Annotated in this window: 10 protein-coding genes; 9 read left to right on the top strand and 1 reads right to left on the bottom strand. The window is 75.0% G+C overall.

The genetic code is table 11. From position 1 onward, the window contains the following. The first annotated feature begins 55 nt into the window (after nucleotides 1-55). The 9 genes from QBL21_RS31410 to QBL21_RS31450 all read left to right on the top strand — a co-directional run bounded on the left by QBL21_RS31410 (nucleotide 56) and on the right by QBL21_RS31450 (nucleotide 11,665). The gene (locus tag QBL21_RS31410) at nucleotides 56-2,566 is read left to right on the top strand and encodes a helicase-associated domain-containing protein (protein ID WP_407565609.1); all 2,511 of its coding nucleotides are present in this window, start codon (nucleotides 56-58) and stop codon (nucleotides 2,564-2,566) included. Between the two features lie 130 nt (nucleotides 2,567-2,696). Continuing rightward, nucleotides 2,697-3,524 (top strand): MerR family transcriptional regulator, encoded by an 828-nt coding sequence (locus QBL21_RS31415; RefSeq protein ID WP_407566630.1) that lies wholly within the window; start codon nucleotides 2,697-2,699, stop codon nucleotides 3,522-3,524. 148 nt (nucleotides 3,525-3,672) lie between these two features. Next, nucleotides 3,673-4,152: an iron chaperone gene (locus tag QBL21_RS31420; RefSeq protein WP_407565610.1), complete on the top strand. Its 480-nt coding sequence runs from the start codon at nucleotides 3,673-3,675 to the stop codon at nucleotides 4,150-4,152. Between the two features lie 268 nt (nucleotides 4,153-4,420). Next, the gene (locus QBL21_RS31425; protein WP_407565611.1) at nucleotides 4,421-5,104 is read left to right on the top strand and encodes a Crp/Fnr family transcriptional regulator; all 684 of its coding nucleotides are present in this window, start codon (nucleotides 4,421-4,423) and stop codon (nucleotides 5,102-5,104) included. A 156-nt stretch (nucleotides 5,105-5,260) separates the two neighbouring features. Continuing rightward, complete coding sequence (locus QBL21_RS31430) at nucleotides 5,261-6,067, top strand: hypothetical protein (RefSeq protein ID WP_407565612.1); 807 nt, start codon at nucleotides 5,261-5,263, stop codon at nucleotides 6,065-6,067. After that, nucleotides 6,064-8,247 (top strand): hypothetical protein, encoded by a 2,184-nt coding sequence (locus QBL21_RS31435; RefSeq protein WP_407565613.1) that lies wholly within the window; start codon nucleotides 6,064-6,066, stop codon nucleotides 8,245-8,247. The genes QBL21_RS31430 and QBL21_RS31435 overlap by 4 nt, the downstream gene beginning before the upstream one ends. Before the next feature lie 89 nt (nucleotides 8,248-8,336). After that, complete coding sequence (locus QBL21_RS31440; protein ID WP_407565614.1) at nucleotides 8,337-9,350, top strand: hypothetical protein; 1,014 nt, start codon at nucleotides 8,337-8,339, stop codon at nucleotides 9,348-9,350. Continuing rightward, entirely contained in the window at nucleotides 9,347-9,847 is a 501-nt protein-coding gene (locus tag QBL21_RS31445; RefSeq protein WP_407565615.1) for a Pycsar system effector family protein, read from the top strand. The genes QBL21_RS31440 and QBL21_RS31445 overlap by 4 nt, the downstream gene beginning before the upstream one ends. 171 nt (nucleotides 9,848-10,018) lie before the next feature. Further along, the gene (locus tag QBL21_RS31450) at nucleotides 10,019-11,665 is read left to right on the top strand and encodes a DNA repair helicase XPB (protein ID WP_407565616.1); all 1,647 of its coding nucleotides are present in this window, start codon (nucleotides 10,019-10,021) and stop codon (nucleotides 11,663-11,665) included. Between the two features lie 58 nt (nucleotides 11,666-11,723). Here the strand turns inward: QBL21_RS31450 and QBL21_RS31455 are convergent, their stop codons facing one another. Beyond that, nucleotides 11,724-12,110, bottom strand: a complete 387-nt coding sequence (locus QBL21_RS31455) for a hypothetical protein (RefSeq protein WP_407565617.1) — start codon at nucleotides 12,108-12,110, stop codon at nucleotides 11,724-11,726. Nucleotides 12,111-12,112: the final 2 nt, after the last annotated feature.

Raw genomic sequence — 12,112 nt, forward strand, 5'->3', positions numbered from 1 at the left:
CGGCCACGGCTCCGCCCGTACGGCCCCGCGGCGGGCGGGGACTACTGTGGAGCGGATGACGACCGGCAACCCCGCCCGGACCCTCGCCGAGGAGCTCCGCGGCCGACCGGACACCGCGCTGGCCGAGCTGCTCCGCGCTCGGCCCGATCTGCTCACCCCCGTACCGGGTGACCTCACCCAACTCGCCACCCGCGCCGGCACCCGCGCCTCCGTCGTCCGCGCGCTCGAACGGCTCGACCGGTTCACGCAGCAGACCGCCCAGGCGCTCGCGATCGGGCCGGACCCGTGCCCGTACGACGTGCTGGCCGGCCTGATGGGCGACGAGCCCGAGACCGTGGCCGCGCTGCCGCGCGCCGTCGCGGAGCTGCGGGCGCAGGCGCTGGTGTGGGGGGACGAGCGGCGGCTGCGGCTGGTGCGTACGGCCCGGGAGCTGCTGACGCCGCAGGCGTCGGGCTCGCCGACCGGCCTGGGGCCGGCCGCCGCGGAGGCGGCGATGGGGATGTCGCCGGGGCGGCTGCAACAAGTACTGGCGCACGCGGGGCTGCCGACCACCCATGACCCCGTCTCCGCGGTGGAGTCGCTGACCGCGCTGTTCTGCGACCCGAAGCGGATGGCGGACCTGCTGGACCAGGCGCCGCCGGACGCGCTGACGGTGCTGGGCCGGCTGACGTGGGGGCCGCCGTACGGGACGGTCTCGGCGCAGCCGCCGGCGCACGTGCGGTGGCTGCTGGACCGGGGGTTGCTGCTGCCGACGGCGCCGGGGAGCGTGCTGCTGCCGCGCGAGGTGGCGCTGTACCTGCGCGACGGCCGGGCGCACCGGAGCGTGGCGGCGGTGCCGCCGGAGCCGGAGGCGGCCGGTGCGTACGGGACGCGGGTGGTGGACGCGACGGCCGCGGGGCAGGCGGCGGTGGCGGTGGAGACGGTCGAGGAGCTGCTCGCGGAGTGGGCGCAGGCGAGCCCGTCGGTGCTGCGGGCGGGCGGTCTGGCCGTACGGGACCTGAAGCGGACGGCGACCGCGCTGGACGTCGCGGAGCCGCTGGCGGCGTTCTGGGTGGAACTGGCGTACGGGGCCGGGCTGCTGGCGTCGGACGGGGAGACGGACGAGCGGTACGCGCCGACGCCCGCGTACGACGACTGGCTGGCGCTGCCCGCGGCCGAGCGGTGGGCGGAGCTGGCGGCGGCGTGGCTGGCGGCGACGCGGACGCCGGGGCTGGTCGGCGGCCGGGACGGCAAGGGCCGGGCGCTGTCGGCGCTGGGCGAGGGGCTGGACCGCGGCGCGGCGCCGGAGGTGCGGCGCGCGGTGCTGCGGCTCCTCGCGGGGCTGCCGGAGGGCACGGCGGCGACGGCGGACTCGGTGGTGGCCCGGCTCCGCTGGGAACGCCCGCCGCGCGGCGGGGGCCCGGCGGACGGCGAGGAGGACGACCTGCGTACGCGGCTGGCCCGCTGGACGCTGGCGGAGGCGGAACTCCTCGGCGTCACGGGCCGCGGCGCCCTGTCCACCCACGGCGGCGCCCTGCTGACCGCGGCCGGGGCGGACGCCGGCGACCCGGCGCCCCCCACCCCCGCAGAAGCGCGCGCCGCCGCGGCCGGTGCCGCCGGGGCGCTGGCGCCGCATCTGCCGCCGCCCGTCGACCACGTGCTCCTCCAGGCCGACCTCACCGCCATCGCTCCCGGGCCGCTCAAGCGCGAACTCGCCGCGGTGCTCGGCGTGCTCGCCGAGGTCGAGTCCAAGGGCGGGGCCACCGTCTACCGCTTCACCCAGGATTCCGTGCGCCGCGCGCTCGACGCCGGGCGGTCCGCCGCCGAGCTGCACGACTTCCTCGCCGCCCACTCCCGCACCCCCGTGCCGCAGCCGCTCAGTTACCTCATCGACGACGTTGCCCGCAAGCACGGCAGGCTGCGTATCGGAGCGGCCGGCGCGTATCTGCGCTGCGACGACGACGCGCTCCTCGCCGAGATCGTCGCCGACCGGCGCTCCGAGGAGCTGCGGCTGCGCCACCTCGCGCCCACCGTCCTGGTCACCCCCACCCCGCCCGACGTGCTGCTGGCCCGGCTCCGCGCGATGGGCTACGCCCCCGCCGCCGAGTCGCCGGACGGCGCCGTCCTCGTCGCCCGCGCCGCCGAGCACCGCACCCCGCCCCGTACGCCGCCGGCGCCCGTCCCCGACGGCCCGCCGGTTCCGGACGCCACCCTGCTCTCGGCCGCCGTCCGCGCCGTACGGGCCGGAGACCGCGCCGCCACCGCCCCCCTGCGCACCGCCCCCGGCGGCGGCACCCGCGAGACCGGCGCCCCGCAGACCCCGGAAACCGACACGCCGCCCCCGGGCGGCCTGCCCCGCACCCCCTCCGCCGAGACCCTGGCCGTCCTCCAGGCCGCCGCACTCGGCAGCGCCGCCGTCTGGATCGGCTACGTCAACGCCGACGGCGCCGCCAGCCAGCGCGTCATCGCCCCGGTCCGCGTCGAGGGCGGCTACGTCACCGCGTACGACCACACGGCCGACGAGGTCCGCACCTACCCCCTGCACCGCATCACCGGCGCCGCGGAACTCGCCGACGACCCCACCTGAGCCCGCCCCCGGCCGCCCCGCACACCGCCCCGAGCCGCGCCCCCGCGCCCCGGAGACCGCCCCCGGCCGCCCCGCAGCGACGGCCGCGCTTGACTCTCACACCGTGTCAGCCCCTCCACTGGAGCGCGCCATGTTCACCATCGGAGAGTTCGCCCGCCACGGCCGCGTCTCGGTCCGCATGCTGCGCCACTACGACGCCCTCGGCCTCCTGCGCCCCGCCCGCGTCGACCCGCGCAGCGGCTACCGCAGCTACGACGCCGCCCAGCTCGCCCGCCTCAACCGCATCGTCGCGCTCAAGGACCTCGGCTTCCGCCTCGACCAGGTCGGCTCGATCCTGGACGAGAAGCTGGGCGCCGAGGAGCTGCGCGGCATGCTGCGGCTGCGCCGCGCGGAGCTGGAGACCGCCGCCGCGGACGCGGCCCGGCGGCTGGCCGGGGTGGAGGGGAGGCTCCGTACGATCGAGAGCGAGGGCCGCATGCCCGCCACCGAGGTCGTCCTGAAGTCCGTCCCCGCCGTCCGGGTCGCCGAGCTGAGCGGCAGCGCCGCGAGCTTCGAGCCGGCCGACGTCGGCCCGGTGATCCAGCCGCTCTACGACGAGCTGTGCCGCCGCCTTGACGCGGCCGGCGTCGAGCCGACCGGCCCGGCCGTCGCCTGGTACGAGGACGCCGCCGACGGCACCGTCACCGTCCACGCCGGCCTCCGCGTCGGCGTGGAGCCCGCACCGGAGTACGACTTCGCGGTGACCGACCTCCCGCCGCTCGCCGCCGCGGCCACCGTCGTCCACCGCGGCGACATGGACGCCGTCCTGCCGACCGTCCAGACCCTCGCCGCCTGGATCGACGAGAACGGCTACCGCTCCACCGGCTACGCCCGCGAGCTGTACCTCCAAGTCCACGAGGACCACGCCGACTGGGTCACGGAACTCCAGGAGCCGGTCACCCGCGCCGAGCACCCCTGACCCGGCTCCCTCGACCCGGCACCCCCGACCCGGCCGTCCCGGCCGTCACTCCAGCGGTCGTGCGAGCGGTCAGTTCTCAAGAAGTCGCCGCCGGTGATTCTTCGTAGGCTGAGAGCCGTATCCGGTCGGACCCCAGAAAGGCACTGCGATGGCGGACACGAAGAAGGCAGCCGGCACGAAGGACGACGAGTCCTACGAGGGCTTCACCGAGGAAGAGATCGCGGCCATGAAGGACCGCGCGAAGGAGATCAAGAAGACCAAGCGCGGCGGCACCAAGGCGGACCCGGTGGCCGAGCTGCTGGCGAAGATTTCCGAGATGCCGGATTCCGACCGCACCATCGCCAAGAAGCTGCACGACCTCATCACGGAGGCGGCGCCCGAGCTGGCGCCGCGGCTCTGGTACGGGATGCCCGCGTACGCCAAGGGCGCGAAGAACGGCAAGGGCGGGAAGATCGTCTGTTTCGTGCAGGCCGCGGACAAGTTCAAGTCGCGGTACCTGACCCTCGGCTTCGACGACGCCGCGAACCTCGACGACGGCACCATGTGGCCGACCGCCTTCGCCATCACCAAGCTGACGCCGGCCCACGAGAAGAAGATCACGGAGCTGGTGAAGAAGGCCATGAGCTGAGGCTCCGGCTCCGCGAGGACGTGCGCGCCCGCCCCGCGGCGCGGGCCGATCGGCTACGTGTCCCGTGGCTCCCGCGAGGGTCGCGCGGGCGGGCATGTGCGTCCTCTTCGCCCGCGCGGGCCGGGCCCGCCCCCCTGCTTCCGCACCCGCCCGCGGACGCGCCGGGCCGGGTTCTCCGCCGTGCGGCGACGCGACCCCGGCAAACCACTCTCGCCTCCGTGACGGCACCACTACTCTGTTACCGCACCGCGGGGTGGAGGGGGTGCGGATGGGGCTATTCCGCGAGCATGAGGCTTTTCTGCCCGGGCTCGGTCCCGCCGACCAGACGGCTCTCCTCGCCCTGGGCCCCACACGCTCGTACGCACCGCACACGACGCTCCTCACCGAGGGCGAGCAGAGCACGCACGTCCTGGTGATACTGGACGGCTGGTGCACCGTCTGGCTCGACACCGAGCGCGGCGGCAAGCTGATCCTCGGCCTGCGCACGGACGGCGAACTGATCGGCGAGATGGCCGCGTTCGACGGCGGCCGGCGCAGCGCGTCGGTCAGCACCCTGGGGCCCGTGACGGGCGTCGTCGTCGCGGGCGACCGGTTCCGCGCGTTCCTGTCGGCCCGTCCCCGCGCCACCAGCCTCGTTCTCCGCCAGTTGACCGAGCGGCTGCGCAGCTCCGACAGGGAGCGCCGGGCGCTCGCCTCCATGACCGTGCTGCGGCGGCTGTCGGGAACGCTCGTGGAGCTGGCGGACCACGCGGGCCGGGCCCAGGGCGACTCCGTGACCATCTCCCTGCCCATGCCCCAGCACGAGCTGGCCGCCGCGGTGGGTTCGACGCGGGACGCCGTGGCCAAGGCGCTGCGGCTGCTGCGGGACCGCGGCCTGGTGCGGACCGGGCCGAACACACTGACCGTCTCCAGCCTCGGGCCGCTGCGGCTGCTGGCGGGCGCGGACCTCTGAAGGAGCGGGACGTGGGCGACCAGCGGGGCGCGTCGGCGGCGGCGCTGCGCTCCCGACGGGCGGGAAACCCCCCGCTGTGTAAATGAATACAGCGGGGTCCGGCTCCCGACCAGCACTCTGAGACCAGAGCCGCCGGAAACCGACCTTGGAGCAGGGATGGAACCCGAATCGACGTACAGGTTCACCATCAGTCTGGATGCCCAGGGCTCCAGCAGCGTCCCGGACCGGGACAAGCCCGCCATGCGCAAGCTCATCCACGACGTGTCCGGGAGGGCGTTCGCGCAGGCGCGCATCGGCCAGGCGCAGTTGAGCCAGGAGGACCGCGGCGACGGGATCCTCGCCATCCTGGAGACGAGCGTGCCCCCGGTCAGGATCGTCGGGGAGTGGGTCGAGTACCTGCACGAGGAGTTGCGCGCGGCGAACGGCGGCCGCAGGCATCCGCTGCGGCTGCGCGCCGGGATCACCATCGGGCCCGTCACCCGGGACCCGCACGGGTGGTCGGGTCACGCCGTCGAACTCGCCTGCCGCATCGGCGACTCCGGTACGGCCAAGCGGCTCCTCGCCGCCGCGCCCCGGTCCTGCCTGGCCGTGGTCGCCTCGGACACGCTGTACAAGGACGTGGTGCGGCGCGGGGGACGCTGGGTGGAACCCGAGCGGTACCGGCGCTACGTCCTCGGGCTCAAGGAGGGCCCGCAGCCCGCGTGGATCCAGGTACTCGGGCTCGAACGGCCGCCCGAGCTGCCGGCGGAGCCGGCGGCGGGCGAGCCGGCGCCGCCGGAACCCGCGGCCGGCGAGGCCGCGGTGGCAGAGGCCGCGCCGGCGCGGTCCGGCGCCGCCGAGGACAGGCCCGGCCCGGCGCGGGTCACGAACACGGTCATCAACCACGGCACCGGGAAGGTCGTCTCCGGCGTCGAACGCATCGAGACCCTGAACATGGGCTCCGGCTCGGACGGTGATCGGTGAGCCCCGACAACGCGCCCGACCGCGAGGCGGGCAAGCCCGACCGGGGCGGTGCCCGCGAGCCCGGCGGCGGCGCCGACGACGGCGCCGGCCCCCGGCAGGACGACCGGCTCTTCGGCGCCGCCGGGGCCCGGGACGCCGACGCCCGGGACGACGACCTGCCGGAGTCGTCGGCCGCCGCGTCCAGGACGTACCGGGAGGCCCGCTCCACCTTCACGCTGCGCGACTCCAGCAGCTACGTGTCCGCCGGCAGCATCGGCACGATCAGCGTGCAGGTGGACCGGCAGGCCCGGCTGCTCGCCGGCCCGGTCGCCGCGGACGAGCTGGCCACGCTCCGCGACACCCTGCACGAGCCGCCCGACTACGCCGAGTTCAAGCGGCGGCTGCGTGCCGACCGGCTGATCGTCCTGCTCGGCCGCTCCGGCACCGGCCGGATGTTCACCGCGCTGTCCCTCCTCGACGACCTCTCCCGCGGCAGCGTGTCCCGCCTCGACCCGGCGACCGACCTGAAGGAGGTGGAGGCCGAGCACCTCGCCTCCGGGCACGGCTTCGCCCTGGAGCCCCTGTCCTTCCCCGGCGAGCTGGAACTCGACCGGCTGCGCGGCATCCTGGAGCGCCGCGAGGCGTACGGCGTGCTGCTCGCCGTCCCGGAAGCCGGCCATGCGCTGGCTCCGGCGGGCCGCTACCGGCTCCCGTTCCGCCCGTCCGGCGCCGACGAGGTACTGGACAGCCAGCTCGTGTACGCCCTCGCCGACCGGCCCGACCTCGTCGAGGAAGCCCGTGCGCTCGCCCGGTCCGAGGACGTCACGACCGCGATGGGCCTCGGCGAGCTGTTACCGGCCGAGGCGACGCGGCTCGCCCGGCTGCTGGCCCGCCGCGTCACCGGCGACCTCCCGCGGGAGGAACTGCTCGCCGGGTGCCGGGACTTCGCGATGCGCCAGGCGGCCGTCTGGTTCGCGAACGGCGAGCGCACCGAGGAGCTGCCGCGGCTGCGCGACTCCGCGTTCCGCATCGCGCTCGCCGTGCTGGGCCACGCGCCCGTCAGCGCCGTGGTCGAGGCGGCCGAACTGCTCACCTGGGAGTTCGCGGTGACCACGGACCCCGACAGCGCCCCGGGCCGCCCGCTCTTCAACCACGACCTCGACGCCCGCCTCGTCTCCGCGCGGGCCGTCGCGGGCGCCGGCACCGAGGCGCTGGGCGACGCGGACGTCCCGGTACGCACCGTCCACTTCGCCGGCGAACGCCTCGCGCCCGCCGTCCTGGAGCACCTGTGGGAGTACCGGCACAACGTCCGCGGGCCCGTGCTGCGCTGGCTCGGTTCGCTGGGCGACGACCCGCGCTCCCAGGTGTGGGTACGCGCCGCCATCGCCGCCGGCGCCCTGTGCCGCCTCGACTGCTCGCACACGGTCCAGCACATCCTGCAACCCATGGCCGCCGCGCAGCAGGTCCGCAGACGGCAGTTCGCCGCGACCGCCCTCGACCTGGCGATCACCGACCCGCACGTGGGTGCGGCCGTCGCCTCGCTGGTACGCCGCTGGGCCGCGGACGGCTCCGCCGGGCTCCGCCGCACCGCCGCCATCGTCCTCGGCCGCGGCCGGGCCACGGCGTCCGTCGCCGGGGCGCTCGACCTGCTCGGCACGGTGGGCACCTGGGAGGAGGGCGAGGCGCGCGCCGACGCGGCGGAGAACATCGTGCAGTTGATGGGCTCGACGGTGGCGCCGCTGCCCATGGAGCGGCTCCGCGGCTGGCTGGGCGACACCCGCGTCGAATACCAGAACCTCGGCTTGCAGAGCACGCTGTTCCTCGCCGGCACCAGGGTCGACGAGGTGTGGAACCCGGCCCCCGAGATCGAGCACCTCGGGAACGTCCCCCTTCTCGTGGCGCTGGCCGAGGCCCGGCCCGCGCAGGCGGCCGGGCTGGCGGGGCTGCTGTGGACCGCCCTGAACACCGGCCGCTCGTACGAGTCGGCCCTGGAGGCGGTGGAGGGCTGGTTCACCGGCTCCGCCGGTGAGCCGTGGGCCCCGTATCTGCTGGGCTTCCTCCGCCACTTGCTGCACACCGAGGACGACGAGAGGCGACTGCTGTCGCTCGTCGACGAGCTGACGCAGGATCCGTACCACCCACTGGCACAGGACCACGCCCGTCTACTGCGGCGGGCCGTCCGGGGAGAAGGCGCAAGGTGACGTCGAAGTACCAGGCCCCAGCGGGATACACCGCGGAGATCCAACTGCCGCACCCGCTCTTGGGACCCTTCATCAGAGAGTTCACCCCCGTGGGGAGTTACCGGCACCGCGGCACCCAGGTGGCCTCCGTGCAGTTCTACAAGAACGGCGGGCACAGCATCGTGACGGTGCGCGGGGCGCATCACGTCAACAAGCCGCTCGTCGGCAAGCCGACCTCCGTCTGCTGGATCGCCCGCGGCAGGCACCAGGTCTCGTTCCGGGTGGGGCTGCCCTCGTTCCAGGACAAGGCGGAGTTCGTCGCGGAGGCCGACGTCAACTGGGAGGTCCAGGACTTCTACCTCACCGCGGAGAAGCGGGTCGTGGACGTCGCGCAGATGCTCCGCCCCGAGCTGCTCGCCCGGCTGCGCGGCATCTCGCGCCAGTACGGCCTGGACCGGGCGCAGGCGGCGGACGAGGCGATCCAGGCGGAGCTGGCCACCGGCCGCTGGAACGACTTCGGGGCGGCCCTGGGCCTGGTGACGCAGGTGTACGTCCGCATCGACCTGGGTGCCGCGGCGCAGCGGCACTTCAACGAGATGGTCGACGTGTCGCACACCTCCCAGGTCAACATGGCGCGGGACCGGGCCGAGCAGCAGCGCACCGAGGCGAACATGGACCACGCGCGCACGCTGATCAGCGCCGGCGAGTCGGACCGGTACGCGTACCTCATGGCGCAGGACCCCGGCCGGGCCGAGGGCGTGCTGCGGGAGATCCAGCAGTTGGCCAAGGACCAGCGGGCCGGGGCGCTGGAGTACCTGGGGCGGCTCGTCGACGCCGGCGTGGTGCAGCGCCACCAGGTGGAGGACCAGGTGCAGCGGCTGATCGACTACGGCCGGAACGTGGCCGGCGACGTGTTCGGCCAGGGCGGCCTGCCGCAGCCGCCCACGTCCCTCCCCCTCCCGCCGCCCGCCCACGAGCCGCCGGCCCACGACCCGACGGCGGCGCCCGCCCCGAAGCCGGCGGACGCCGGCCTGGCGGACGGCCCGCCCGTCATCCCCGCGGAGGCCCCGCCGATGCCGCCCGCCCCTCCGCCGCCCCCCGGCGGCCGGGACGAGCCGCGATGACCTCCCGGGGCGCCGGACAGCAGGGGCCGGACTCGGCGCTGTACATCGCGGAACGGCTGGTCGTCGCGACGCGCGAGGACGTGGCGCGGGCCGACACCAAGGCGTCCATCATGCTGTCCGGCGCCCTGGCGCTGCCCGTGTTCGTCGGCAGCCGGGTGCCGAAGTCGGGTCTGGGCGAGAGCGCCGTCCTGTGGGCCGGGGCGGGGGGCATCTGGCTCCTCGGCGTCGCCCTGCTGGTCGGAACCGTGCTGCCCACCACGCGGACCCGGCGTACGACGGCGGGGGTGACGTACTACGCCGACGCCCTGCACGACGCGGAGCCGGCGCAGCTCGTCCACCTCGTGACACGGGCCGGCGACGCACCGACGGAGTGGCTGCTCACGCAGTTCCGCGACCTGAGCGGGATCCTGGCGCGCAAGTACCGCTCCCTCCGCTGGGGCATCTGCTGCATCGTCGTGGGCCTCGCCCTCGCCGCGGCGTCGCTGTGCACCGGGTGACGGGGGTCCGCGGGGCGACGGGCGTACGCGGGTGACCGGCGGCCGGGGGGCCGCCGGTCACCCACGCCGGTCGCCCGCCTCCGGGCTCCCGCGGACCGCACGCGACCCCCGCCCCGAGGTAGACTTCCCTGTTTCCCCGGTCGGGCGCAGCAGCAGTGGGAGGAGATCCGCATGTCCTGTCTGATCGTGCAGTCGGACAAGACGCTCCTGCTGGAAGTGGATCACGAGCTGGCGGAGGAGTGCCGGCGCGCCATCGCGCCCTTCGCCGAGCTGGAGCGCGCGCCGGAGCACATCCACACCTACCGCGTCACCCCCCTGGGCCTGTGGAACGCGCGCGCCGCGGGGCACGACGCCGAGCAGGTCGTGGACGCCCTCGTGACCTACTCGCGCTACCCCGTGCCGCACGCGCTGCTCGTGGACGTCGCCGAGACCATGGCGCGGTACGGGCGGCTGACGCTGTCCAAGGACCCCGCGCACGGGCTGGTGCTCAGGACCACCGACCGGCCGGTGCTGGAGGAGATCCTGCGGTCCAAGCGGATCCAGCCGCTGGTCGGCGCGCGGCTCGACGACGACACCGTCGCCGTGCACCCCTCGGAGCGCGGCCAGATCAAGCAGGCGCTGCTCAAGCTCGGCTGGCCCGCCGAGGACCTCGCGGGGTACGTGGACGGGGAGGCGCACCCGATCTCGCTGGTCGAGGACGGCTGGGGGCTGCGCCCGTACCAGAAGCAGGCCGTCGAGGGCTTCTGGCACGGCGGCTCCGGCGTCGTCGTGCTGCCCTGCGGGGCGGGCAAGACGCTCGTGGGCGCCGGGGCGATGGCCGAGGCGAAGGCGACGACGCTGATCCTCGTGACCAACACCGTCGCGGCCCGGCAGTGGAAGAGCGAGCTGCTGCGCCGGACGTCGCTGACCGAGCAGGAGGTCGGCGAGTACAGCGGCGCCCGCAAGGAGATCCGGCCGGTCACCATCGCCACGTACCAGGTGCTGACCACGCGCCGCAAAGGCGTCTACCCGCACCTGGAGCTGTTCGACTCCCGCGACTGGGGCCTGATCGTCTACGACGAGGTGCACCTGCTGCCGGCGCCGGTCTTCAAGTTCACCGCCGACCTCCAGGCGCGCCGCCGGCTCGGGCTGACGGCCACGCTCGTACGGGAGGACGGCCGCGAGTCCGACGTGTTCTCGCTCATCGGGCCCAAGCGCTTCGACGCCCCGTGGAAGGAGATCGAGGCGCAGGGCTACATCGCGCCCGCGGACTGCGTCGAGGTGCGGGTGAACCTCACCGACGCGGAGCGGCTCGCGTACGCCACGGCGGAGGCGGAGGAGAAGTACCGCTTCTGTGCCACGACCGACACCAAACGCAAGGTCGCCGAGGCGCTGGTCGCCAAGCACGCGGGCGAGCAGACGCTGGTCATCGGGCAGTACATCGACCAGCTCGACGAGCTGGGCGAGCATCTGGACGCGCCCGTCATCAAGGGCGAGACGACCAACACCCGCCGCGAGAAGCTCTTCGACGCCTTCCGCAGCGGGGAGATAAGCGTCCTGGTGGTCTCGAAGGTCGCGAACTTCTCGGTCGACCTGCCGGAGGCGACGGTCGCCATCCAGGTCTCGGGCACGTTCGGCTCGCGGCAGGAGGAGGCGCAGCGGCTCGGCCGGGTGCTGCGGCCGAAGGAGGACGGGCACGAGGCGCGGTTCTACTCGCTCGTCGCCCGCGACACCATCGACCAGGACTTCGCCGCGCACCGGCAGCGGTTCCTCGCCGAGCAGGGGTACGCGTACCGGATCGTGGACGCCGACGACGTCCTGGCCGGCGACGACGCCTGACAGCGCCTGACCACGCCGCCCGAGAGCGCCGCCCGAGAGCGCCGCCCGGCCGGCGGCGTCACGCCGTCGTGTACCCGTAGGCCAGCATCGCGTACGTCACCGCCGGCACCGTCAGCGTCCCCACCACCAGCGCCACCCCGCGCCGCTCCCGCCCCGCCTCCGCCAGCCGCCGGCCGGCCGCCTGCACGACGGCGCCGGCCAGCAGCAGCGTGAGGATCCCCAGGCCGAGACCGGCCGCGGCGCCGGTGCTCATCTCCTGGACGCGGTCGCACGGCCCGGTGTGGTCGGGCGGCGAGCAGTACTCCCGCTCGCCGCGGAACAGCGGGATCATCAAAGCCATCAGCGCGGCGGGTAAGGCCCCCAGCGCGTACGCCATCTGCCCCAGCGTCGTCGTCACGCCGACCCACGGCGGACGGCTCAGCAGGGGCGGCTCCCCCAGCGACATCC

Source organism: Streptomyces sp. 184, from assembly GCF_045781775.1.
GTDB lineage: Bacteria > Actinomycetota > Actinomycetes > Streptomycetales > Streptomycetaceae > Streptomyces.

Excerpts from the sequence above, each read along its gene's own strand:
- QBL21_RS31430 (WP_407565612.1), top strand. The coding sequence starts at position 5,261 with ATGGAACCCGAATCGACGTACAGGTTCACCATCAGTCTGGATGCCCAG.
- QBL21_RS31410 (WP_407565609.1), top strand. The coding sequence starts at position 56 with ATGACGACCGGCAACCCCGCCCGGACCCTCGCCGAGGAGCTCCGCGGC.
- QBL21_RS31450 (WP_407565616.1), top strand. The coding sequence starts at position 10,019 with ATGTCCTGTCTGATCGTGCAGTCGGACAAGACGCTCCTGCTGGAAGTG.
- QBL21_RS31445 (WP_407565615.1), top strand. The coding sequence starts at position 9,347 with ATGACCTCCCGGGGCGCCGGACAGCAGGGGCCGGACTCGGCGCTGTAC.
- QBL21_RS31420 (WP_407565610.1), top strand. The coding sequence starts at position 3,673 with ATGGCGGACACGAAGAAGGCAGCCGGCACGAAGGACGACGAGTCCTAC.
- QBL21_RS31455 (WP_407565617.1), bottom strand. The coding sequence starts at position 12,110 with ATGTCGCTGGGGGAGCCGCCCCTGCTGAGCCGTCCGCCGTGGGTCGGC.
- QBL21_RS31415 (WP_407566630.1), top strand. The coding sequence starts at position 2,697 with ATGTTCACCATCGGAGAGTTCGCCCGCCACGGCCGCGTCTCGGTCCGC.
- QBL21_RS31425 (WP_407565611.1), top strand. The coding sequence starts at position 4,421 with ATGGGGCTATTCCGCGAGCATGAGGCTTTTCTGCCCGGGCTCGGTCCC.